Consider the following 24,076-nt stretch of genomic DNA (forward strand, 5'->3'; position numbering starts at 1 on the left):
TGATAAGGTGAGAGCTCTGCGTAAGGAGCGGTGCGTGGATATGGATTTAAGTAGAATTCGAGCAAGTTTCTTGCTCGCGCTTCTCGTCGGCACTCTGGGCGCATGCTCCTCGAACCCTCCGCTGACCGATAACAATCCGGATCCACGTGCGCTCCCCGGCACGGTGCCCACTCTCAAGTTCGACAACGTGCTGGCCGATCATCAAATATCACTCCCGAAGGTTGCCTTCGGCGTGAAATTCAAGTCCAGAATGGACAACGATCCGTACTGGCTGGAGCTGACTTTCTCGGTGGACTGCGCTCAGGGATCCGCCTTCTTCAAGAAGGAAGGGCTCGAACGGCAAGATGACGATGGGGATCTCTATGACGAAGCCAGGGTCGAGGAAGTAGCGCGTTCCTTCGGGATAGAGCTGAGCAAATACTCGGTGCGAGGAACGTACGTCAAGGCTCCCGACGAATTCCGCAACAGTAAAATGGGAGTGCTACTGGCCGATGCGGACAAATGCCAAGTGATCATCTTGTCTGATCGGTACAACTAGTAGACGGTCCCGGGGAAGGATATGCTCCTTTCCCGGGAGCGTGAACGCTTAGCTCGCTGAGAGCCGCCCAGGTAACGCTGCAGCTCATCCAGCCGCGCCGGTGCCGCGGCGGCGGCCTCGCGGACTTGATCGGCATCGGCCGACTGCAGCAGCCACCACTGCGGCACCAGCGCGCGAATCGCCTCATAGGCGCAGCGGGTCTTGCCGACCGAGGAGTCGCCGACCAAGACCACCAGCCCCCCGCGCTCAGCGGCTTGGCCGATCAAGGCCCGCACCCCGCGCGCACCGGCGTCGGCGTCCCGCTCGATGTAGACCGGCAGCTCACCGACCGCGCCGGGGGCGTCGATCGCGGCGTGCACCCCCAACCGGCGCGGATCGGCCTGCTCCACCCTCTTGAGCCCGTCCAGGCCCAACGGTGCCTGGCTCAGTGCACGGACGCGCGCCTCCTGCCAGTCCTTGCACTGCTCGCGCGGCACGCCACAGGCGCGCAGGAACACCTCCAGTGTCTCCACCGTCGACCGGCCCGTGCTGAGCAGGCCGTTGAGGGTGCTGGACGGCAACCGGTCCGGCCGGGCCGCCTTGTCCAAATCCCTATAGGACAATCCCGCCCGCAGCGTCTGCAGTGCTGTGGCCAGTTCGTCCGTGGTTTGCACACTTGCAGGATCCACTCGGCCTGCACCAGGCGCACCGCTAGACGTCCGCGAGGGCTGTGCTGGCATCTTCACCTCTCACCCCATCCCCCGGTTCCTACCGGAGGCGGACAGTCATCCGGAACCGGCATCAGCGGCGCTCACGCTCTTCGGCTAGGCATCCGAACCCCGTCGAACCCCCGCGCTCCACCACTGGCCAGCAGCGTCCTGAACCTGGCCACCGCCCTAGTCAACTGGGCCACCACCCGTCGTGTCACGCTGGCCGGTGGTGTCTCGGTCAAGGAGCTCGCCGAATACCTTGGCCACGCCGACCCCAGCTTCACCTGATGCCAGGCTCCCATGACCGGGCCCGCTCGGCGATCGACGACCGTCTGTTCGTCCGCGCGGCGTCTCTCACGGAACAGGCACGGAACAGTGATCGTCAAGCTCACGACCACGAGGCCGCGAACCCCGCCTATAACAGTCAGCAGGCGGGGTCTCCGCATGTCAGAGCTACTTGAGGAGTTGGCGGGCCATCACCATGCGCTGGATCTGGTTGGTGCCCTCGTAGATCTGGGTGATCTTCGACCCGCGATGTAGTCACCTGGGAAAACGGCTCGATCATGTTGATGAACAGCGGTTACGCTTGCTGGCGTCTCGCATCGTTTCTCGCTGATTTCGGTGCTCCCACGGAACAGCGACGGAATAAGAGCAGAGCCTGGAGGCGGATGTGGCACTGCCGAAGAAGGGCTCACGGCTCATCACCGTCGACAGGACCATTTACCGGTGGCGGGTCCGCGGCAAGCCCATATATTGCCGGGGAAACGGCTGGGGACCGCTGACGTTCACGGTCGAATTCGCGGACGCGCCGGATCGTGTGCTCCTGGTGTCTTTTTTGTTCAGCCGTAGGGACCGAATTCCTTTCCGCGGCGGCCTGCCCTGTCACGTGCATGAGTGCGACGAGCACCACATCATCCGATCCGTAGTGCTTGGCCGCGCTTACGTCGAGCACCACGCCGTGAAGAGTGAACCCTTTTCAGCCTCCCCGGCGGGTGCCCTGATCACAGCGTGACCGCGATGTCGGTGTTCGGCCGGTGGCATGAAGAAGCTCCTGGTAGACGGGTTGATCACCACAACCCACACCGTCACAACCAGGAGCTTCCGGTGCTGTTATATCGTGCCGTCGTTGATTTGTCGCGTCAGACCCTGAACTACGTCGCTGGAATGATCCGGCGGCACCGTAAGGCGATCGGGTCGATCTGGCGGCTGCTCAACCCCGGCCAGCAGGCCCTGCTGGTGCTGGTCTACCTGCGCAAAGGCGAGACCTACACCGAGCTCGGGGCCGGCTTCGGCGTCTCAACGGCCACCGCATGGCGATACGTGGAGGAGACGGTGGCGTTGCTGTCGGCACGCTCGCCCAAGCTCGGACAGGCGCTCCGCAAGGCCCAACGGGACGGGCTGCACTACCTGGTGCTGGACGGCACACTGATCCGCACCGACCGGATCAAGGCCGACCGCCCCTACTTCTCCGGCAAGCATCGCGTGCACGGAATGAACGTGCAGGTCATCGCCTCACCGAACGGGACCATCCTTGGACGTCCGGAGCCCTGCCCGGCAAAGCCCACGACCTGAGCGCCGCCCGCATCTGGGGCATCCTGCGCGCACTGAAGAACGCGGGCATCATCACCCTCGCCGACAAGGCGTACCAGGGAGCTGAAGGCCCGGTCATCACCCCGCACAAGGGCAAGAACAAGCCGCATGAGCGCGCGAACCTCATCGACGTCCACAGCGGGTGGTTGCCACAGTCCTGCACGCAATGGCATCCCAACAATCGCGCCCCCACGTGATTAATGTCACGTTATTCACTGCCTATATCCGAAGCCTCATGCACGGAACGACCGATCGCTTTCCATACGAGCAATAGCGTCCTCAGCAGCGAGAGGCAGCGATCATTCAAGTGAGGTCAATGGCTTTGATGTACATGGGCGAGTGGCGATGTTTCCGTCAGCCCTGTCCGGCGGGCAGGCCTCGCGCGTTTCCCGTCTCCATATATGTGCGAGCCGGATTCATGTGGTGCGACCGCTGGCCCCATCTCATTTCGGCACGGTCGAATGCATCAGCGCGGTCGGCCCGCAGCCCGCGACGAGCGGACGCCCTCCCCGTGCGGCTGCTTCACGGCGAATTCCGGGAGTTGCCCCGTGGGTGCCACGACGGACAGCCCACGCGTGCGGGTAGCGCGCGATCAGGACGAGGAGCAGGACCGCTGCCGACGCAACCAGGCCCGCGACATGATCTCCAGGCGCCGAACGCCTTGTATCTGTCCGGTCGCATATTGATATGTAGAAGAAATATAGAAGAAATTCGTCAAGCTCTATAGCCGCATACGCGAATCCCTTGCGCGCACAAGAAGGCTTGACAATCACCGTCGCGGGACATAGCTTGATCGCATCCAAAGTTAACATACAACCCTAGGCTTGCTCGGCTTGTCTGTGCACGTCTTTGAAAATGCTTCACGGAAATGCGTCGAACCTGCCTTTATCTGGGCTCTTCCTGGCGCGTCTGAGGCGTCTTCCCGAGTCGGTGGGGTCGCTCCGGGGCTTCTTCGGGTTTCACCTGGTCAAAGCGTGCCCCCGACTGCGGTGGCGGCGTAGGGCGGCGATGGAGATGAGGGTCTTGGTGACGTATCCAAAGTGCGCGTCCTGATGGGCGCCCAGGTGGCGATCGATGGGCTGTCGCACATACCGTTCGATCACCTGTCCGATGCTGACGGCTACGTCGGTGTCGATCGGGGCAAGCTCCAGCTCGCCTCCGCCGGCTTGACCCAGCGTGACTCGAACGGAACGCGCACCGACGAGGCATGGGACCTCAAGAGGCCGCCCGATGAATCCGGTCTCCAGCGCCGATGCCGCTCTTTTCGTGCGCTCGCCATGTGCGTCCCGGCGACTGGGGAACGCCCCGGCTCGCCCCCAGGGGGTGCAAAATTGCTGCGATCAACGCAAAACGGGCAGCACCGGAAACCCGGATAGAGCGGAGGCTGAGAGCTGATGGTCCCGTTTCGCATTCTTGGCCCCGTCGAGTTACACAACGGCGAAGCGGCCGTTCCCGTCCCGCCGGGCAGGCAGGCGATCATCCTTGGAACGTTGGTGCTGGAGGCCAGCCACATCGTCAGCACCGAGCACCTCATCGACGCCGTGTGGGGCGACGATCCTCCCCTCAGCGCGCGCAGCCAGGTGCAGATCTGCATCTCGGCGCTGCGGCGACTGCTGAGCCTCATCCCGGCTGAGGCGGGAATCTTGTCGCGATCGCCGGGGTACGAGTTACGGCTATCGCCCGAAGAATCGGACTATCACTGCTTCGAGCGGCTTGTGCAAGAGGCGAAGCCTCTCACGCAGACGAATCCCGTGGAGGCTGCGGCGAAGCTCCGGCGGGCGCTCACCCTGTGGCGCGGCCCGGCGCTCAGCGGCATCGTCAGCCGGGTGCTGGAGAGCAAGGCGCGACGGCTGGACGAAGCCCGGCTGGCCTCCCAGGAGACCTGCTTCGACATCGAACTGGGACTGGGCCGGCACCACGAACTGATCGGCGAGCTCACCGACCTGGTCGAGCGTTCGCCGCTGCGAGAGCGGCTGCGCGGCCAGCTCATGCTCGCCCTGCACAGATCGGGACGGCAGGCCGAGGCCCTGGAGGTCTATCGCGTGGGGCGCGAGCATCTCGTGGCCGAGCTGGGCCTGGAGCCGAGCGAGGAATTGCGGCGGCTTGAGACGGCCATCCTGCAGGGCGACCAGTCGCTGCTGCTCGACAGTTCACCGAGGGACTCCACCACGCTCGATCCGAGCCAGCCCGCCACGCTCCTGTCGGTCACCCCGCGCCAGCTACCCGCCGACATCCAGGACTTCACTGGGCAGAACGACCTGGTGAGGGCCGCCGCGGATTTCCTGCGTACCAGCGGCAACGCCACCGCCCCAATCGTGGCGATCAGTGGCCGGCCCGGTGCGGGAAAGAGCTGCCTGGCCGTGCATGTCGCGCACCGCCTCACCAAGGACTTCAGCGACGGCCAGCTCTACCGGGACCTGCGGAGCAGCCAGCCGCAGAGCGTGCCTGTGGCAGACGTGCTCGGCACCTTCCTGCGCTCCCTGGGGATCCCCGGTCCTGCCGTGCCAGGCGGCGTGGAGGAGCGGGCCGCCATGTATCGCAGCCTGCTGGCCGACAAACGGACGCTGGTGATTCTGGAAGACGTGGTCAGCGAGACACAAGTGATACCACTGCTGCCCGCCGGCGGCGGTTGCGCCGTCATCGTCACCAGCCGGACCCGCTTGACCGGCCTGCCCGGCGCGCTGCAACTCGAAGTGGACGTCCTGGATCAGGCCAAGTCCCTGGAACTCATCGGCAAAATCATCGGGCCCGACCGGGTGGCGGCAGAGCTGCACGCCGCCGTCGCTCTGACCCGGGCGGTCGGCGGGCTGCCGCTGGCCCTGCGGATCGTGGCCGCCCGGCTGACCGCACGCCCCCATTGGTCGCTGGCCTTCATGGCGAGCCGCCTGGCCGACGAACGGCACCGTCTGGACGAGCTGGCCCATGGCGAGATGGTGGTCAGGAAGAGCCTGTCGCTCACGTACGACGGGATGAGCGAGCGGACCAGATGGCTGCTGAGCCTGCTCGGCCAGGTAGACGTCGAGACCATCCCCTCCTGGGTCGCCGCCGCCCTGCTCGACGGCGACGCGCATCGCGCCATGGACTGGCTGGAGGAACTCGTCGACACCCGCATGCTGGACGTGGCGGGCATCGACCCCGAAGGCGACCCGCGCTACAAGTTCCACGGTCTCATCCGCATCTTCGCGCGGGAGCGGCTGGGCGAGCACCAGGACGACGCGGCCAAGTCCGCCGCGCTCGAACGCCTGATGGGCTGCTGGTTGCACCTCGCCGAGGAGGCGCATCGCCGGCTCTACGGCGGCAACTACACGGTGTTGCACGGGTCGGCGCCCCGTTGGAAGCTGCCCGCCACCCAACTGGACCAGCTCCTGGTGAGTCCGCTCGACTGGCTGGAGCGCGAGCGGGCCAACCTGTGCGTGGCGGTCCTTCAGGCCGGCGAACACGGTATGGACGAGGCGTGCTGGGATCTGGCCGTCACCCTGGTCACGCTGTTCGAGACGGGCAGCTATTTCGAGGACTGGCAGGCCACCCACGAAGGCGCTCTCCGCGCCGTCCGGCTGGCCGACAACAAGCGGGGCATGGCGGCGCTCATGTGCTCGCTCGGCTCGATGCACCTCAGCCAGCGCCAGTCGGCTCTGGCGCGGCCGCTGCTGGAACTGGCGGGCGAGCAGTTCCAGCAGCTCGGAGAGCTCCACGGCACGGCGCTGGTGTCGCGGAACCTGGCCATGATCGACTATCGCCAGGGCTCGCTCGGTGACGCCGAGCGCCTCTACCAGCAGGCGCTTACCGGCTTCCGCCAGGTCGGAGATCTGGTGGGGGAGGCTCACGTCCTGGCCCAGCTCTCCCAGCTCGACATCGACGCGCAGCGGTACGACGAGGCCGAGGCACGACTGGGTCCGGCACTGAGCATCGCCAGGCGGACGGGTAGCCTCCGCGTGCAGGCACAGGTAATGCACAAGCTCGGCAAGGCCTATCTGCTGAGCGCCAACTTCGAGCAGGCCGAGCAGGTGGCGAGCGTGGTGCTGGGCATGGTGCGCGACAACGGCGACCTCGTCGGTGAGAGCTACGCCCTGCAGAGCCTCGGCGTCGTCTACAGCCGACGGCGCAAGTACGACCTGAGCGAGCAGGCTCTGCGCCGCGCCGTGGAGATCCGCGATAGCGTCATGGACGTCCTCGGTGCCTCGCAGGTGCGGCTAAACCTGGCTGAGGTCCTCGCGGCCACGGGCGACGTCCGCCAGGGGCTGGAATTGGCCGAGAAGGCACGTGCCATGTTCCAGGAGCAGGAGGCGGAGCAGTGGGCGAGGAGAGCCGACGAGATCATCGTGGCGCTCATCGCCCGGGAGTGCCCCTCGGCCAAGGAGGGACAAAGTAGAAGGTCTGCTGGGAGACGAACAGGCCGCGGCTAGAAACGGTGAATACGGCGGCGAAGGTCACCTGCCCATCGAGGCCCGGCTCCGTCGTACGACCGAGTACGACGACGTGCTCCCCGGACGCCGCGGGGATGACGTTGGTCACCGAGTGACGGCAGAGGCCAACCCGATCCTTGTGGAAGGATTCCAGCTCTGTCCGCCCGCGGATGGTCAGGTCAGGGCGGTGCAACACGGCGTCCTTCTCGAAGAGAGAGGCGTAGCCATCCAGATCGCCGTCGTTGAGGTACTCGTAGCTGAGCCGAGCGTGATCGGCCGCCGCGGACCCCAGGCAGGCGCTGCGCGTCTCCTCAGGAGGCTGCTCGTCGTACGTCATCGCGTCACTTCTCTCGTGGATTAGCTCTCAACGGATTCTTCTGGGCCAGGTAAACGACGGTGATGCAGTGCTCTGTCACCTCACAACCGAGCGCCTCCGCCGCGGTTTCGATGTCGCGCAGCAGGAGGGCCCGGTCCGGCTCGGGGAGCTCCCGCACCGCGGCGAAGGTGGCGTACAGGCGGGTGACCTGCTGGGGCGGCATCGTTATCGACCACCGAAGCGTCTTCACCTGGATGCCTCCGAAGGAGGCCCCCTTCAGCGCGCCGATCCAGGACTCGCGGTCGAACGGTCCGGGCACCGCCAGGACCCCGGCGGGACGGTGCCGCCGCAGAACCGCGTTGAGAGCCGTGCGGAACGGACTGGGCTTCGCCGGGTCCCCGTAGACCGTCCACCACGCAGCAATCCAGCCTGTCGGGCGGAGCAGCCGGCCGATCTTCCACAGCGCCGTGTCCCTGTCCAGCCAGTGCAGGCTCGACGCGCATACCGCGAGGTCGAAGTCCGCGCGGAGCCTCGCGAGCGAGTCGAAGTCGCCTTCGATCACGGTGAGCGGTCGGTCGTTGAACTCGGCGCGTAGCCGGGCCGCGAAGTTGGCGCCCAGTTCCACCGCGCAAACGCGTGTCCCGCGAGCCAGGAGTTCACAGGTCGCCTGTCCGCTTCCGGCGCCTATCTCCAGGACGTGGGCGCCTGGGCGCAGCGCTCCCGCCTGTTCGAGCAGCTCGTACACCTGTTGGGGGTAGCCGGGCCGCGATGATCGGTAGCTGTCGGCGTCCGCGTCGAAAAGCTCACGGCGTCGCAGACGGCTGTGGGCGACTTCCATGGTGATCATCCCTTCATGTCTTGCTCGGCCCCTCTAGCCAGAGCACGGATGGCACATCGTCCGGGGCTACCAGCCTCAACAGGGTCAGACAGGCCCCCGCTCGGCCGGCGAGTAGTCCGGGAAAACGGCTGCCGAGCGCGTGCGAGATGATGGCGCCACCCGTCAGGAGGTCTCGCCTCATCCGCTGGTACGGCTCCCACCCGAGCCGCGGCAAGCAGTCGGCGGCCAGCCGGAGAAACTCCAACCTGCCGAGATCCCCGTGGCACAGACCATGAGCGACGGGTGACCCCTCTTCTGTGACTGCCGTGACGGCTCTGCTCACCTCCTCAACGAAGCTCGAAGAGGGATGTGACCGATGGGCGAGCAGGCGTGAGATCCCGGTGCCTGCGGCGCCACGGCACCAGTGCGCTGGGGCCCGGATCTCGCCGGGGGCCAAGGCTCGGAGTCCCGCGTCCCTCACCTCGGCGTCGTCCAGCACCCGGCTCGCCTTGAGCAGCGCCCATCCGATTCCCGCCGTCCCATGGGCGAAACCGTCACCCGCCGCCTCCCACGGTGAACCGCGTACCAGCTGCTCGGCGCACAAGGCGACCGCCGCCTTCAGGTCGACGAGGCCGTACCGTTGGTAGAGATCGCTGGACACGACGGCTGCTCCGGCCAGACCCGAGACCAGACCGAGATCCTGGCGCGCTCCGAGATCCCTGACGAAGGTCGGCAGGCATCGCTCGATGACGTCGATATAGGTCTCGTCGGCCGTCAGAACGGCTAGGTGCCCCAGAACGTAGAATCCGCCCGCGGTTCCCGAGTAGGCGCCGACCTGTTGTTTCGAGGTGTCTCTCAGATCGTTCCGCAGGCCGGAGAGAACCGGGTGAATGCTCCGCAACGCCAGATCGAGATACCGCTCGTCCGCATAAACCTTCGCCGCGTAGGCGAACATGAGGGCCATGCCGGACAGCCCGTCGTACAACCGCGTCGGGAGCGGCCCATAGGTGGACGGCTCGCCCCTCACGCTGTTTCCGGCGAGCCCGATCCAGGTGCAGTCGGTATCCCCCAGCACGGCGTCGCCGGCCAGTGCGTCGATGGCCTTCCGGGTGCTGTCCCGCAGGCTCGGCCCCAGATCGGGCAAGTGCAGTGGCGCCTCAGCGGAGGGAGAGTGCCCTGGCAGGGTGCTCAGCGCGGCGGTCAGGATGTCCGTCTGAACGGCGCGGTCCTCCTCGCCGAACAGACACAGCCGGTGCTCGGCCGTCTGACGCCCTGTCTCGCTGAAGAAGCCGCCTATTTCACCGTCGCCCTCGAAGCGGAGCGTGGTCGAGGACGCGCTGACGGAGAAGCGCGGGATATCGCCCGCCAGTAGCTGGCTTCGCTCGGCCTCAGCCACCGGGACGAACTCGGGAGAGGCCGCGAGGGCGGTCCAGAGCTCGTCCGCCGCATGATCGTCACGCAGACGGCGAGGATGGTGGAGCTCGCCCAGCAATAGGCCGTAGACCCGGGTGGGCCGGACCAGGTAGCGGATCTCCGCATGGCCGAAGCGGCGAATCAGCTCGCGGAAGGCGGGTTTGTTTCCGGCGATGATGTCGTAGGCGTCCAGGAAGCCGCCGACGATGTCGGAGACGTGGTCGGCCGGCTGGACCCTCCCGTGTTCCAGGAAGGGAAGGTTTCCAGCCTGCTCCAGGGCGGTGGGCACCAGCTCTGTCCGCATCGCGTCGGTGAACGGCGCGACCAGGGCCGGCTTTCGCAGCGTCCCCGCAGCGCCCAGACCGCCGCCTATCGCGCTGGTCTCCATGCTGAGCTGGCGTCCCGGGATCATCGCGGTCGCCAGGACGCTCCGTGAGAGCAGCTCGAAAGCCTTGGCCGCGGCGGAGTCCGAGCCGGCGTCGTGCGCCGCCGGGGGCTGCAGGATCGTCTCAAGATCGATGGGGATGGGGAACTCGCCGTCGGCCCGGAGGTTCTCCATGTGGATGTCGGAGGCCGCCAGGCAGGTCAACAGCGCGATGCAGAAGCCGATCCGCCGGTAGAACCGGCTGATCCCCTCCGGGCAGGAGGCGGGCATGTGGCGCACGAACTCGCACCAGCCGTACGCGGCCCGGTTGACGACCCGCATCGCCTTCAGACCGATCTCATCGTCGAGTGCGTTGACCAGCGTGACGGCTTGGCCATACATCTCCTCGGCGTCGAGCGGCCGCGGCTTGTACATGACCCGGTCCCCACTGGAGAAGGCCACCTCGGTGACCGACCGGCCGCCGTTGTGCGGGTCGCCCAGACCGGTCCGCAGCGAGCTGACCTTCGCGGGGCGTTCCGCGATGAACCCGCTCCGCTGGAGCAGCGGGATGTCGGCCTGGAGCCGGGAAAGCAGCTCCAGGCAGGTCGTCATCCAGTTGCCGGCGCAGCGCACCAGCGCCTGGTCGAGTACGGGATACTTGGCGAAGAGCGAAGCCAGGTACGACGGGTCGCCCAGCAGGCGGTCGCTGTAGTCCCGATACCTTTCCTCAGGCGTGTCCCCGTTGAGCCTGCCACGCGCCCGTGACTCGTTGAGTTCGAAGATCAGCGTCCGATGGCTGATGGCGAGCAGGTCATCGATCAGATCCTCCCTCAGGGAGTCCCAGGCCTCGCGGGTGAGCAGACTTCGGCAGGCTTCCGTCTCGGACCTCAGCAGCGCCTCGTGGTGGTCGGCGAACCGCGCCAGCAGCCCGGCGAAGGGGACCTCGTCGTAGCGCGTTCCGTAGAGCCGCGCTGAGAGCTGGCGCCGTGGTCTCCGCGGGGTGCGCTCCGGCGTCAATGCAATCACGGTGTGCCTCATTCGCGTCCGCCGGCGACAAGCTGGCTGCCGACGAGCTCCCGGTAGAAGCCATCCGTCGCGAGCAGTTCCTCGTGGGTTCCGTCGGCGCGCACCCGCCCGCCCTCCAGGACCACGATGTGGTGGGCTCCCACCACCGTGGAGAGCCGGTGGGCGATCATGATGACCGTGGTCGTCCGCGTCACCTCGGCCATCGTCTCTCGCAGCGCGAGCTCGTTGACCGCATCGAGCTGCGAGGTCGCCTCATCCATCAGGAGGATCTGCGGACGGCGCAGCAAGGCCCGCGCGATGGCTATCCGCTGCCGCTGACCGCCGGAAAGCGTCATTCCCCGGTGGCCGATCGGCGTATCGAGCCCGTCGGGCAGGCTCGCGACGAACTCGGTGAGGCGCGTCCTGGCCAGGACGCGCTCCAACTCCTGCGCCGAGACCGACTGCGCGGCGTAACACAGGTTCTCTCTGAGCGTGCCGGACAGGACGGGGGCGTCCTGCTCGACGTACCCGATCTGGCGGCGCAGCTCGGCCAGCGGCCACTGGCGTACGTCGCTGCCGTCGATCCTGATGACCCCCGACGACGGCTCGTAGAAGCGTTCCAGCAAAGAGAAGAGGGTGGTCTTCCCGGTTCCGGACTCGCCCACGATCGCGGTGACCTCGCCGGCCGCGGCGGTGAAGGAGACCTCCCGGAGCACCGGTTTCCCGCGGTAGCCGAAGGAGACCTGGTGGAAGGCGGCCGTGGCCTGCGGGGGGAACGGCTCCACGACGCCTGTCCTGGTCTGCTCCTCGGGTTCGACCGGCAGGTCGTCCACCTCGCGCATGCGATGCACGGCGGCCAGGCCCACCTGCATCTCCGTGGCGCTCTGTACGAGAGTCGCGATGGGCTGCCCCATGCTGAACAGGTACAGAAGGAACGCCACGAGCGAGGAGACGGCGAGATCGCCGGAGGCCACGCGGGCGGCGCCAGCTCCGAGGACGGCGAGGAACGCCACCTGAATGGCGAGCCCGGAGGAGACCCGCGCGACCGCGGCCCACTTCGCCGCACCAGTAGAGTGCTTCCACGCCGCCTGCGTGGCCGCTTCTAGCCGTGCGATCTCGGCGTTCTCCATGCCGCTGGCCTTCACCGTGCGAAAGGCCCCCAGCGCTCGCTCCAGCGCCTCGGTGATGTCGCCGACCGACCGCTGCACGCCCGCTTGGGCGTGGGAGATCCTGGGCATCGCCAAGCCTGCCACGGCCAGGATGACGAAGAGGATGCCCACGGTTATGCCGAGCAGCGTTAGGTCGAGGACGGCCATCAGTGTGATCCCGCCGACGAGCATGAGGACGCCGCTCAGTGGCTCCACGATCGCCTGCGAGGCGGCGCTGCTCAGAAGCGTCGTGTCGGAGGTCACCCGGGAGATCAGGTCACCCGGACGGTCCAGCGCGTCGACCCGTAACCGCATGATCCTCGTGATGAGCCTGCCACGAGCCCGGCGCACGACCGCCGCCGCCACTCGCTCCAGCAGGTAGCTGCCGCACCCGGCCGAGAGCGCGCTGACGAGGACGAGGCAGGTGAGTGCCAGCACTGGCCCCGCTGAGATCTGCCCCGAGCCGATGGAGTCGATGACCTGCTTGGCGATCAGCGGCTGGGCCAGCCCTGCCACGGTTCCCACGAGGTTGAGGGCGCCGCCAGCCGCGAGCAGCCGCCAGTGAAGGCGGCTCTGGTCGGCCAGGAGCCGCCAGGCCGAGGGGCGTAACCGGCTGTTCCCCATCGTCGCGTGCATCAGATCACCTCGAAGCGGTTCACGCTTCTCATCGCCGTACGCGACGCCATCAGGCATCCCGCGACAGCGACGATCAGCCCAGTCAGTCCGAAAGCGGCGAGGGTGCCGGCGGGCAGCGCCGTCACGGTCGCCTCGAGGCTCCCTCCGGCCATGAGGAGCGCCATCCACACGGTCGCCGCCACACCGAGCAGCCAGGCCGGGACGACCGTCAGGATCATCTCCCAGACGACCATCACGGTGATCTGCCGCGGGGCCGCGTTGATCTGGCGGAAGGAGTGGAACTCCCCGGAGCGGTCCGCGGCGCTCAGCACCAGCGCGATGACCGCTGCCAGCAGCAGGAAGCCACCGACCAGGACCACCGCGAGGATGCCGATGTTGGATGTGCCGGCCGAGCGCTCCGCCACGTACTGCTGACGGAACTCGGCCGTCGTCTCCACCCTCACCAGGCCGCTCTGCCCGGCGAGGGCGTGGAGTTGACGGTAGAGACCCGGGTCGGCGGCGGACCCGCCCCGCACCAGGATGCGGTCATAGGCAGGCGCGGCCACGTGACCAGCGAGGGCCTTGCCGGGGAGGACCAGGCCTTCCTGGCCGCCCTTGTCCCGGGCGAAGATGGCCGCGACCGGCAGGTTGATCGGTTCCGATGCGCCGGAGACGCGCACTTGGACCTGGTCGCCGAGTGAGATCCCACGCTGCCGCGCGTAGGCGGCACCAACGGCCGCGCCCTCGTCCGAAAGCTTCCCCTGCTGCACCTGGAGGTCGAGCAGGTCATCTGCCGTGCCGGTGACGACGGTCGCATAGGTGGCGGCGGTGTCCTGGACGGCCCTGTCCTGACCGGCTCGCAAAGGGGTCGCCTGTGCCCAGGCGTCCCAGAGGCCGGCGGTGGCGATGACGCCGGGTATGTTCGCGACCGACTGCCGTACGTCTTCGCTGAGGCCGACGTAGGTCTCGCGGATCAGCGGCGTTCTGAGGATGTAGTCCGCGTTGATCCGCTCCGCCGCCTCCTCGGTGGTGCTGAGGGTGTAGAGCGGGAGGCTGCTCAGTGCCCAACCGGCGATCGCGACGCCCACGGCGAGCGGTGCCACGACGCCGGCGTACCGACGATGCTTGAAGCGTACGTTGGCGGCCGCCAGGTAGCCGCTGACAGGGGAGAGCGCGGCGACGGGCGCGCGGCCGAGGTAGGTCAGGCCGTAGACGATCCACGAACCGATGAGCCCAATACCGATCATGACCAGGCCGCTCGCCAGCACGCCGTAAACCCCGCGCAGGGCGGGGGGCATCAGGCCGGACATGCCGAGGACCTGGACGACGCCCGCACAGACCAGCGCCAGCACGCCCGCAATGATCTTGAACGCCCTCCCCTTGGTGCGCTCGTTCACCGCCGAGGAGTCCGTCAGCGCCTCCGCGGGCCTGATCTTCAACGCGGCGCGGGCCGTCAGCCAGGCAGCCACCTGGCTGGCCACGATGGTGACCACGAGAGCCAGGACCATCGGCTCCCCGTTGTAGATGACGCGGAAGGCCGGGTTGAAGATCTCCCTGGAGCGCAGGGCGGCGACGAACAGCTCGGCCAGCCCCAGCCCCGCGAGGCTGCCGATGATCCCGCCCAGCAGCGACAGCAGCAGCGCCTCGGCGCAGCAGAGCTGCCTGATCTGGCCAGGGGTGGCGCCAACGGCTCTGAGCAGGGCGAACTGCCTGGACCGGCGTCGGATCGACGTGGTCAACGCGCCGCTGATCACGGTGATGGCCATAAGCGCGATGATCGCGGTCAGCATGCCCATGGTCTGGCCGGTCGCGCGATCGTCGGGAAGGCTGCCCTCCAGCACTCCGCGGTCGGTGCCCGCGGCGACCTGCAGGGTCGGCAGACCAGCCGGCCCGGGAGCGTCACCCTGGATCGCCTGGCTCAGCAGGGGGCGGATCTCGGCCGCGACGGCTGCGGGATCGGATCCGGCTTTGACGAAGACGCCGAGCCCATCCACGCGCCCGGCACCGCGTCCGGCCAGTTCGGCGGCGTGATCCTCAGTGAAGAAGAGTGCGCGCTGGTAGGCCAGGGGGCCGGCGGAGCCGTCCGGCTCGACGATCCCGGCCAGCCGATACGTACGGCTCGCGCCCGCCGCCAGGACCTGCACCGACTCACCGGGTGATGCCCCAGCCGCCCTGGCCAGCTCCCGATCCAGCACTACCTCGTCGTCGCCGACGGGCGCCCGCCCTGCGCTGAGCGCGAACGGGGTCAGCTTCGCGCTCGTCCAGCCATGGCCGAACTGCGCGAGCTTCGCGATCGGGAGTACCGGCTGCCCCTGCGTGTCCAGCACGATGGCGGTGAACGTCAGCTCCGGCACGACCTCCTGGACCGCTGGAAGTCGCCGAATCCGATCGACCGCGTCCGATGTGAACAGCCCCTCGGTTCCGCCGGCGACGACCGGGACGGCCGAGTATCGTTCGACCGGCGCCTCCGCCTTGACCGCCGAGTGCCGGATGATGGAGAACGCGCTGGTCAGGCTCGCCCCGATGACGATCATCAGGAAGGCTCCGAGTAGCATGCCCGGCTGGCGGCGCAGCGTGCTCCAGGCGATGGCCAGCATCACTCCTCACCCGCAAGGCGCGTCATGGTGGCGGCCACCCGCTCGGGGTCGGGCGCGTCCATCACGTCGATGATCCTTCCGTCCACCAGGAAGAGCACCTGGTCGGCGCTGGCCGCGGCGATCGGATCGTGGGTCACCATGATCACGGTCTGCCCGAGCTCTGTCACGGCCTCACGCAGGAGCGACAGCACCGCCCGGCTCGCGGCCTTGTCCAGAGCGCCGGTTGGTTCGTCGGCGCAGAGGACCTGCGGCTTGGTGATCAGTGCCCGGCAGATGGCCACCCGCTGCTGCTGCCCGCCGGACAGCTCGTGGGGGCGGTGGCTCAGGCGGTCGGCGATACCCGCGCGCTTGGCGAGCTCGTTCATCCACGCCTGATCGGCGCCACGGCGTGCCAGCCGGAGGGGCAGTGCGATGTTCTCGGCGGCGGTGAGCGCCGGCATGAGGTTGAACGCCTGGAAGACGAAGCCGACCAGCTCCCGGCGGACGGTCGCGAGCTTCTTCTCCGACATGCCGTTGAGCTGGTGGGGGCCGAGGGAGACCGAACCGGAGGTGGGCTCGAGCAAACCCGCCGCACACTGCAGGAAGGTCGTCTTGCCGGATCCGGACGGTCCCATGACCGCGGTGAAGGTGCCGGGACTGAAATCCCAGGTCACCTCCTTGAGCGCGGTAACGGCGGTCTCCCGCGCGCCGTAGACGTGGCACACCTGCGCCAGGCGCATGGCGGGGGGCGGTTGCTGTCCTACGGTGCTCTGCAGCACGTTCATGAGCAGACCGACACTTTCATGGTGATGAAGAAGTGGATGATCTCGTCGGGGTTCTCGCCGATCGGTCTGCCATCCGCTTCCACCCAGGCGTGGGCTTCGAAAGGATGGGTGCTCACCCCGGTGCACCAGTCCGGCCAGCTGCCACGGAGCCGGCACATCAGGGCGATCGCAATAGATCTTTCGAGGCAGCGCGGGCCGCCGTGCCTCATGCTCAGGCCCAGGATCGCGTTCCGCGCACGCTCGGCCTCCTCGGCGGTCGCCGGTCTGGCGGCCATACTCAGGAACTGCAGCACCGCGCGCAACCGGTGGGGGGAGCAGCGGGCCAGCGGCCAGGCAAGGGCGATGGCCAGCAGCGCGGCGGGGCGCAGACGCCAGGGAGGGGCGTCAGCCCGCTGAAGCGCCACCATCTTCGGGCTCATGGGATCACCAGCTTGGCCGCGGCGAGCTTGCCGAGCATGTTCTGGACATCGGCCGTGATCTGCTCGGCCGAGTCCGGGTAGCGGGTGCACAGATCGGCCACCGCCGATTCGACGTCCGCACCCTGCATGAGGCGGTCGAGCACGATCGCCGCTGTGTCGTTCGTCTGCCAGTACCGGCTGCGGCGGCTGTCCAGCAGAACAGCCCCAGTGTCGGTTTTCGTGAACGTCACGTGCGCGGGCAGATGCCAGGCCATCACATTTCTCCTTCACATGTTGATGTTGATCGAAGCCAGAGCTCGACGCCCAGCGTGGAGTCGAACGGCATGAACGGCCGCGCGTCTGCGTGCTCTCCGAAGAGGATCGGGCGAAGCGCCTCCGGGTCGATGAGCCCGAGACGGGCCAGGTGAGAGTCCTCGAACAAGGCCCACAGTTCCTGCCGATGCCTGCGCAGCCCCTCATAGAAGTCGGTGCTTCCATCGGCCTTGGTCTGGCGATCGAGGACGTGGGGAACCAGGCCCCGCATCGCTTCAGCGAGCACTGGTTTCATGTGAGAGGTCGAGATCCGGTCCTCAAGGCGAATCGAAAGTGCGGACTCGAGAACGCGGTCGTCGGTGTAGGGAGCCTCCAGCAGCACGCCGAACTGCTCCGCGATCCGGGAGAGCCCACGGATGATCCAGCCGTTCGCCTGGATGGCGCGGATCATCTCGTGCTGGGCCGGCAGTGGGGCGAACGGCTCCGGACTCCTGGCCGCCGCCTCGTGGATGAGCGCGCGCGCCGTGGATACGGCCGCTTCCGTCGCCCATGGCGGCATGTGGAGGGCCGGTTCCCATCCGGTCTCGTATCCCCACACCCGCTGGCTGGTGAGCCGCTCCGTGCTCTGATCCAGCCAGCGGGCATAAGGCTTGATGGCCGAGAACTGGCGCACCGTGGTGAACAGGTTCCAGCGATATCGTGACGCGGCGGCCCTGATGTGCGGGATGGACCGTCGCGGGAATTGGCGGGAAAGTGAGTGCAGGCACGTGGTGGTGGCGAAAAACAGCTCGTCGCCGCCTGTGCCCTGCATATGGCGAGTGGCACCTGCTTCGGCCGCCAGCCGAAGCACGTGCTCGATGCGCGCGCGAGGGCGGGCCAGGGGGACCGGGCCTTCCAGGTCGAGCTGCGCGGTGGACAACGGGGAGTACAGGGCGGGGCCCGTGCCGCGCGGCACGGTCAGGTGCCGGGCGTACGGAAGCTCGCTCCTGCAGCGGTCGGCCCAGAGCTTGTCGTCGTTCAGACTGCCCGAGCCTTCATAGTGGACGGTCACCAACTCGGCGCTCTGCCTGGCGGCCAAGAAGCACAGACTGGTGGAGTCCATGCCGCCGGAGAAGTCCGCGCTGATGACTTGGGCTTTTCTGTTTCTGGCCGCGACCGCGGCCTCCAGCGCGTCGCGCACCAGGACCGCGCCGTTGGCCAGTGAGATCTCCGGCTCCGGAGGCGTCCACCAGCTCACCAGGCGCTCGGCGCCATCGGGGGAGATCTCCAGGTAGTGCCCAGGCGTCAGAGCCCGCACGCCCTTCCACATGCTCGCATCGTTCAGCGGCCACGGGGCCCCGAACGGGGTGAGCAGGTGCAGCGCCAGCCGTTCTTCGTCGATGCCGGCGCCGGTCAGGCCAGCCAGGCTCTGCGGGCGATCCGCGGCGACGGTCATGCCCATGACCGTCCCGTAGAAGATCTGCCGAGCGGTCGAAATGCTGCCCTGCGCCCTTACCCTGCCGTCCACGGATCCGATCAGGTGGAACGACCCCGGGATCGAGGCGGCCAGGGAGTCAAGGTCACATACGGAGCGGACCTGACGGAGCCGTGCGGCCAAGGCCGCCTCCGTGACGTCCGCGGTGCCCAGGAGAGCTACTTGGGCGTGTGCCGATTCGGCCTGCACGATGTCGGAGCCGGGCCAGTGGCCCACCAGCCAGGGCAGGCCGGAACGATGCGTCAGGACGTTCTCGCCGAGCGCGGCGGGAAGGATGTTCCTGACCCGCTCCGCCTCCGGGTTGTCCGGGAGCACGACGAATTTCATCCCGGCCTCCTTCGCTTGGATGTTTCAGTGCTTTCTGTGCGGAAATGCCGCTCGTCGGTGGCGCCCGGCGAGAATGACATCAGGCGCCACCGACGATTAAGGCGTCAGGCCGAATTCAGGCCGGACTTAGTCGAAGTAGTAGCCCCAGATGCTGTCGGCCCACTTGCCGCGGTTGGTGAGCTGGGTGAGCTCGGTGAAGTCGCCGACCTCGACCAGAGCCGGAGCCTCGTAAGCAACCTTGTTCTCGTTCATGGCTTTCCTTTCTTTGACGCTTGTCGCGTGAGTTTGCTTTTTTATGGGCGGAGGTTTTTCGTTCCGTCCGTCCTTGCTGACATTCCAAACTCTGACAGGCGTCGTTTCCCTCGCGCTTCCCAGTCGATTCCCCGCTCGGCAGACCGGTCCGGCGGGCAACAGCAGGTGGGTCAGATAGCGAACGGCATGGCGGATCACGCAATCCGAGCCCGGCAGTCCGCCCAGGTAGATGACGTGGCCAGGGCCGTCGTACCGGACGGTTCCAGGGACGTGCCGGAGCAGGCTGCGGGTCGTCGCGTAGTCGCCGGGGTTGGTGCCGGCGCCGAGAAAGGGAAGAGCTTCTCCGCGATCAGGGGCCGGGGCGGATTGGCGAGCGGAGCCTTCCAGCCCGTGCAGGCGAGCGTAGGATAGGGCCCCGAAATCGGGGGAGAGGGCGTGAGGGCCGGAAGACTGGCCGGCTCCGGCGTCATCTGCTCGCCACCGCGGCGTGCCCAGTCCACCGGAACGCGCACGGTGGCGCACTGCACGGCCGCGTTGTCCGGGCAGGGTTCCAGTCGACCGCGGGGAATTCCGAGGTGCTCGCGGCCGTGAGCGGGGTTGTCGCGATCGTGAGGAAACCAGCGGCCAGCAGCCTCATGGTGCTTCTCCTCGAAGACGCCGTGTTCCAGGGACATCTTCAGGATCTCGGCCGGTCGGCGGCGTTTCTTCCCTCGCTCGGACGAATCTCGCCCTAGGAGCCGAGGCCCAGGAGCACCGCGTCTAGGACCCTACTCCCCCGGCCGTACGAGCCCCGTCTCGTAGGCAAGGATCACCGCCTGGGCCCGGTCACGAACTCCGATCTTGGCAAAGAGGCTGGTCACATGGTTCTTGACGGTTGAGCCGGCGATCTGGAGGGACGCCGAGATCTCGGCGTTGGAGTAGCCGCGTGCGATCAGCACGAGCACGTCCAGCTCACGACTGGTGACACCAGCCAGCCGGGGGCGACGTCGCGGTTCCGGTAACCGGACGAAGGTTCCGATGAGCCTCGTCAGCAGGCGTGGGGTTACTACCGACTCACCCTCGTGAGCGACCCGCACTGCCTGCACCAGCTCTTCCGGCGGGACCTCTTTGGAGACGAAGCCGGAGGCTCCGGCACGCAGCGCGTCCATGACGTGTTCGTCCAGATCGAAGGTGCTGATCACGACCACCCGCACATCAGGCAGCTCACCGGTGATGTGCTTGGTGGCGCTGATGCCGTCAACGCCGTTGGGCATGTGGACGTCCATCAGCACCACATCAGGAGCCGATCGCACGCATAACTCGTATGCGGCCTCGCCCTCCTGAGCCTCCCCCACCACGGTGATGTCCTCCTGAGCCTGAAGGATCGCGCTGAAACCTGCGCGGATCAGTGCATGGTCATCGACGATCAGCACCTTGATCGGCCGGGATACTCGCGTGCACACGGAAACCTCCTCGGGGAACGGCCCCTACCTCTAGTTCCCCGCCGCACAGGGTGACACGCTCGGCTATCCCCCGCAGGCCGAAGCCCTCTGTTCCCGTCGCATCCCGCACGGTCGAACCGTCGTCGTCGACCTGCACGTCGACCACTCCGGGAAGGTACCTGACCGTGACGGTGGACGTGGCGCTGGGAGCGTGCTTGCGGGAGTTGGTCAACGCCTCCTGGACGATCCGATAGACCGCGTGGTCCACGGTCGTCGGCAGAGGGAAGGGCTCCCCGGCCACCTCCAGGGTGATGCGCTGACCGGCCTCCCGCGCCCTGTCCACCAGAACGGGCAGGAGGGCGACCCCGGTGGTGTGGTCCTCGGGTTGAGGTCCGGCCGACAGCTCTGCCCGGAGCACGTGCAGCAGTTGCCGCAGCTCCGCTATGGCCTCACGGCCGTTCCGCTCGGCCGTGGCGATCGTCTCCTCGGCCCGACCGGGATCCTGCCGCAGAACCGTACGTGCCGCGCCCAGCAGGACGTTCATGGTGGTGATGTGGTGTGCCACCACGTCGTGCAACTCTCGTGCGATACGCGCCCGCTCTGCCCGTAGGGCTGCCCCCGCCGCCTCGGTCAGGTCGCGTTCCTTCAGCTCATGGCGCAGCCGTACCAGGCTCCCCAGAGCGACCAGCAGGAAGACCGGTAGGAGAAGGAGCACGGCGATGAGAAAGGCGGTGGACATCGGTCCGTCCCCGCCCTGGGCGAGCACTGGTGAGCCCAAGGCGTGCAGGCCCACGAGTGTGCCGCCATAGAACAGGCCGGCGATCGCCGCGGTCGTCCAGGAGACGCGGGGCGGGGCGTGCCTGCCCACGGCGTACAGGGCCCATGCCAGCGCTCCGGGGAACACCGGTTGCGGCATGAGGAACAACAACGCCAGCGTGCAGGCGAGGCTGAAGCAGACGACCAGGACGGGGCGCTTTCGGCGCCAGATCAGCGCGCCGGAAGCCAGCCCGCCGGCGATGAGCTGGGTGGCGAGCGTCGTCCAGCTCGCTCCGGGCGCTCCGGGCGTGGACAGTAACCACGCTAATAGGACGACCAGTACATCCGCTGTCCGTGATTCACTGAACCGTCTGCGCACCATCCCGCACTCTACTCTGGCGATCAGCGAGTAGGCGGGGTTCGATCAGGCTGCCGCTGCCCACTTCGCCGAGAATGCGGCCGACCGCCGCGTCGAGCTCGGCGACAGGATCTTCCGCCAACGCCCGCTCCCGTGCGTGGGCCAGCACCATGTTGGGGCAGCGATAGGTGAACCGGCCACCCGTTCCGACCCCGGAGATGGTGAGCAGCCGCGCGTCGATGAGGGCTTCGATCCGCGCCTCGGCCTCGGCTGGCGGCACCTCCTCAAGCCGGGAGACCGCCCAGGACGAGACCTCCTGAGCGGCGAGGTAGCCGATCTTGCGCAGCAGCGCCTGGGCCTCCGGGGCCAGGGCGCTGTAGCCACTGTCAAGGGCGGAGCGGATGTCGAGGTCGTCATGCCGCAACTCGGACAAGAGCCTGCCATGGTCCTCCAGGCGAGCTGCCAGGGTGCTCATGCTCCAGTGCGGCTTGGCGACCAGCCGGGCGGCGGCGATGTCCAGTGCCAGGGGCAGCCCGTCGCACATCTCGATCACCTGTCGGGTGGCCTCCGGCTCGGCTTCCAGGCGATGGGCGCCGGCGCCGTTGGCGAGCAGCGCCCACGCGTCGTCTATGGCCAGTCTTTCCAGAGTCACCTGGAAGGCTTCGCGCAGGGAGGCCAGTGACGAGCGGCTGGTCGTGATGAGCGCGCAGTCTTGGCCGGTGGGAAGGGCAGGGCGGACCTGTGCCGCGCTTGTCACGTTCTCCAGCACGATGAGGATTCGCCGAGTGGCCAGGAGGGTGCGGAGGCGGCCGCTGCGCTCGTCCTGCCGATCCGGCACGTCGCTGTCGCCCAGTGCCCGCAGCATGCTGGGCAGCGCGCCCTCCGGTTCGGCGCTGTAGAGGTGCCCGTCAGGGAACAGCTCCGCCCACCTGTGGGCGACCTCCAGCGCGAGCGTGGATTTGCCCGAGCCAGCGGCCCCGGTGATCGCGATGGCGCGGCTGCCATTTTCGAACGCCGTCTGGATCTGCTTCAGCTCTCGCCCCCGCCCGATGATCTGCAACGGGCGCGGCGGGAGCTGCCGGGGCGCCACTTCCTCCTCGTCCAGCAAGGGCTCCTGGCGGAGGATCTGCTCGTAGAGCCGTCGCAGTTCGACAGAGGGATCGATGCCCAACTGGTCGGCCAGTTCCTCGCGGAGCGCGGTGTAGACGGCGATGGCCTCCCCGGCCCGGCCGGCCTGGTAGCAAGCCACCATGAGCTGCCAGGAGAAGTGCTCGCGCAATGGATGCTCGCTGGTCAGGCGCCGGAGCTCGGGGATCAGCTCGTTGTGGCGGCCCAGCACCAGGTCGGTCTCGATCCGCTCCTGGACCGCCGTGAGCCGCCGCTCCTCCCACTCCTCCGCCGCGGCCCGGAAGACGTCGCTCTCCAGCCCCGCCAGGGCCGGGCCGCGCCAGACCTTCAGCGCGTCCCGCAGGAGCCTGACTCTGTCAGACGGTCGCCCGACGGCCTTGGCCGCCTCGGTCAGGCTCTTGAACTGCCACGCGTCAATGGCTTCCGCGGGGGTCTCAAGCTGGTACGAACCATCCCGCTCTACGATGAACACGCCCTGCCGACGAAGCTCTCCGATCCCACGGTGGACCTGGTTGCGCGCGCTCTTGGCGGGATATTCGCCGTACAGTCCGTCCACCAGAGCGTCCACGCTCACCAGGCGGCCCGGGGAGAGGAGAAGCCGGGCTATCACCGTCTTCGACCGCTTGGTGTGAAGCCGAATCTCCTGGCCGCCCTGCCACAGTGCTACCGCTCCGAGGAAGCCGAACCGCGTCGTCGTCGGACCCGGCCCGGAGTCGCCGACCGCTTCGACAGATCGGCTCGTCTCCACGCGCGCCCGCTGCCCGGTCTGCCCGTCCACCTGACCGCTCGTCGCTAGCGTCATTGCGCTTCTCCCTCTGGTGCGTAGCGACCCTGTCGATATCCACCATGAGGAACCGGCTGTCATGGCCCTACTGCGGCGCTATCACGGCGGCTTGAGCAGGCGGGTCAGCAACGAGATGGCCCCGCGAAGGGTCCGCGCCCCACAGTGCTGACATCGCAGCAAACGGACCGCCAAGAAGGGAACAATCGTGCAGATCACACGACTGATCATCGTAGCCACGGTAGCGGCCGCCATCCTCTTCACCGGCGCCGTCAGCGCCAACGCCGACACATTCCAGCAGCATGCCGTTGCTGCCGACACGCCGTGGGACTAGCCAGGGGCTGCTTCCGAGATCCGCCGCCCGGCGTATAGGCGGCGGTTAGGAACTGTGGGCGGTCTGGCGCGGCCCGAGCTCGTTGATCACCTCGGGGCTGGAGATCCCCGCCGGAGGCTTGCCCTGACCGTCATCTGCTCGCGCCTGCGGCTTCGAGCGTCTTGCCCGATTCGGTGATAGGGCTTGGCTCGTCTTTCGGCTGCTCGTCTTTGGCGGTCGCCAGCGCGTGGGCGGTCGGGTAGCCCCGGTGCATTGCTGCACCAGGGCCCCCTCAGAACCGTGCGTGCGGGTCGTCCCCGCACACGGCTCAAGCAA

17 protein-coding genes and 2 pseudogenes are annotated in these 24,076 nt (G+C 67.6%); 4 read left to right on the top strand and 15 right to left on the bottom strand.

Annotated elements, in window-relative coordinates; all coding sequences use genetic code 11:
• Nucleotides 1–34 precede the first annotated feature (34 nt).
• Nucleotides 35–538 (top strand): hypothetical protein, encoded by a 504-nt coding sequence (locus ABZ297_RS14200; protein ID WP_355344675.1) that lies wholly within the window; start codon nt 35–37, stop codon nt 536–538.
• Here the strand turns inward: ABZ297_RS14200 and ABZ297_RS14205 are convergent.
• Together ABZ297_RS14205 and ABZ297_RS14210 are read right to left on the bottom strand one after the other, a co-directional pair.
• On the bottom strand, nt 535–1,191 hold the full coding sequence (locus ABZ297_RS14205) for a hypothetical protein (RefSeq protein ID WP_355344678.1): 657 nt from the start codon (nt 1,189–1,191) through the stop codon (nt 535–537). The genes ABZ297_RS14200 and ABZ297_RS14205 overlap by 4 nt on opposite strands.
• A 489-nt stretch (nt 1,192–1,680) precedes the next feature.
• Nucleotides 1,681–1,767: pseudogene (locus ABZ297_RS14210) on the bottom strand (acyl-CoA dehydrogenase family protein); the annotation flags it as partial.
• A gap of 564 nt (nt 1,768–2,331) precedes the next feature.
• Between ABZ297_RS14210 and ABZ297_RS14215 the strand changes: the two are divergent.
• Both ABZ297_RS14215 and ABZ297_RS14220 read left to right on the top strand, forming a co-directional pair.
• A pseudogene (locus ABZ297_RS14215) lies at nt 2,332–2,924 on the top strand (transposase family protein); the annotation flags it as partial.
• Between the two features lie 1,287 nt (nt 2,925–4,211).
• On the top strand, nt 4,212–7,220 hold the full coding sequence (locus ABZ297_RS14220; RefSeq protein ID WP_355344681.1) for a BTAD domain-containing putative transcriptional regulator: 3,009 nt from the start codon (nt 4,212–4,214) through the stop codon (nt 7,218–7,220).
• Here the strand turns inward: ABZ297_RS14220 and ABZ297_RS14225 are convergent.
• From ABZ297_RS14225 to ABZ297_RS14285, 13 genes are all read right to left on the bottom strand, one after another.
• Nucleotides 7,144–7,557: a nuclear transport factor 2 family protein gene (locus tag ABZ297_RS14225; protein WP_355344684.1), complete on the bottom strand. Its 414-nt coding sequence runs from the start codon at nt 7,555–7,557 to the stop codon at nt 7,144–7,146. The two genes, ABZ297_RS14220 and ABZ297_RS14225, sit on opposite strands and share 77 nt — an antisense overlap.
• Before the next feature lie 4 nt (nt 7,558–7,561).
• Nucleotides 7,562–8,374: a class I SAM-dependent methyltransferase gene (locus ABZ297_RS14230; RefSeq protein WP_355344687.1), complete on the bottom strand. Its 813-nt coding sequence runs from the start codon at nt 8,372–8,374 to the stop codon at nt 7,562–7,564.
• Nucleotides 8,375–8,387: 13 nt separating this feature from the next.
• Nucleotides 8,388–11,156, bottom strand: a complete 2,769-nt coding sequence (gene lanM, locus ABZ297_RS14235) for a type 2 lanthipeptide synthetase LanM (RefSeq protein ID WP_355344690.1) — start codon at nt 11,154–11,156, stop codon at nt 8,388–8,390.
• An 8-nt stretch (nt 11,157–11,164) separates the two neighbouring features.
• The gene (locus ABZ297_RS14240) at nt 11,165–12,919 is read right to left on the bottom strand and encodes an ABC transporter ATP-binding protein (protein ID WP_355344693.1); all 1,755 of its coding nucleotides are present in this window, start codon (nt 12,917–12,919) and stop codon (nt 11,165–11,167) included.
• Nucleotides 12,919–15,495 carry an FtsX-like permease family protein gene (locus ABZ297_RS14245; protein ID WP_355344696.1) on the bottom strand — a complete coding sequence of 859 codons (2,577 nt, stop codon included), beginning with the start codon at nt 15,493–15,495 and terminating at the stop codon, nt 12,919–12,921. The genes ABZ297_RS14240 and ABZ297_RS14245 overlap by 1 nt, the downstream gene beginning before the upstream one ends.
• The gene (locus ABZ297_RS14250) at nt 15,495–16,259 is read right to left on the bottom strand and encodes an ABC transporter ATP-binding protein (RefSeq protein WP_355344699.1); all 765 of its coding nucleotides are present in this window, start codon (nt 16,257–16,259) and stop codon (nt 15,495–15,497) included. Before ABZ297_RS14250 ends, ABZ297_RS14245 begins: the two co-directional genes overlap by 1 nt.
• Nucleotides 16,256–16,678: a lasso peptide biosynthesis B2 protein gene (locus tag ABZ297_RS14255; protein WP_355344701.1), complete on the bottom strand. Its 423-nt coding sequence runs from the start codon at nt 16,676–16,678 to the stop codon at nt 16,256–16,258. Before ABZ297_RS14255 ends, ABZ297_RS14250 begins: the two co-directional genes overlap by 4 nt.
• Nucleotides 16,675–16,932 (bottom strand): lasso peptide biosynthesis PqqD family chaperone, encoded by a 258-nt coding sequence (locus ABZ297_RS14260; protein ID WP_355344703.1) that lies wholly within the window; start codon nt 16,930–16,932, stop codon nt 16,675–16,677. The genes ABZ297_RS14255 and ABZ297_RS14260 overlap by 4 nt, the downstream gene beginning before the upstream one ends.
• The gene (locus ABZ297_RS14265) at nt 16,932–18,365 is read right to left on the bottom strand and encodes an asparagine synthase-related protein (protein ID WP_355344706.1); all 1,434 of its coding nucleotides are present in this window, start codon (nt 18,363–18,365) and stop codon (nt 16,932–16,934) included. The genes ABZ297_RS14260 and ABZ297_RS14265 overlap by 1 nt, the downstream gene beginning before the upstream one ends.
• Nucleotides 18,366–18,857: 492 nt before the next feature.
• Complete coding sequence (locus ABZ297_RS14270; protein ID WP_355344709.1) at nt 18,858–18,983, bottom strand: lasso RiPP family leader peptide-containing protein; 126 nt, start codon at nt 18,981–18,983, stop codon at nt 18,858–18,860.
• 767 nt (nt 18,984–19,750) lie between these two features.
• Entirely contained in the window at nt 19,751–20,395 is a 645-nt protein-coding gene (locus ABZ297_RS14275; RefSeq protein WP_355344712.1) for a response regulator transcription factor, read from the bottom strand.
• Nucleotides 20,379–21,542, bottom strand: coding sequence for a sensor histidine kinase (locus ABZ297_RS14280; protein ID WP_355344715.1), 1,164 nt, complete (start codon nt 21,540–21,542; stop codon nt 20,379–20,381). Before ABZ297_RS14280 ends, ABZ297_RS14275 begins: the two co-directional genes overlap by 17 nt.
• Entirely contained in the window at nt 21,520–23,448 is a 1,929-nt protein-coding gene (locus tag ABZ297_RS14285) for a BTAD domain-containing putative transcriptional regulator (protein WP_355344718.1), read from the bottom strand. The genes ABZ297_RS14280 and ABZ297_RS14285 overlap by 23 nt, the downstream gene beginning before the upstream one ends.
• A 187-nt stretch (nt 23,449–23,635) precedes the next feature.
• On the opposite strand from ABZ297_RS14285, the gene ABZ297_RS14290 reads away from it, so the two are divergent.
• Nucleotides 23,636–23,761, top strand: coding sequence for a hypothetical protein (locus ABZ297_RS14290; RefSeq protein ID WP_355344721.1), 126 nt, complete (start codon nt 23,636–23,638; stop codon nt 23,759–23,761).
• The last annotated feature ends 315 nt before the right edge of the window (nt 23,762–24,076 follow it).

Source organism: Nonomuraea sp. NPDC005983 (assembly GCF_040614375.1).
Classification (GTDB): Bacteria; Actinomycetota; Actinomycetes; order Streptosporangiales; family Streptosporangiaceae; genus Nonomuraea.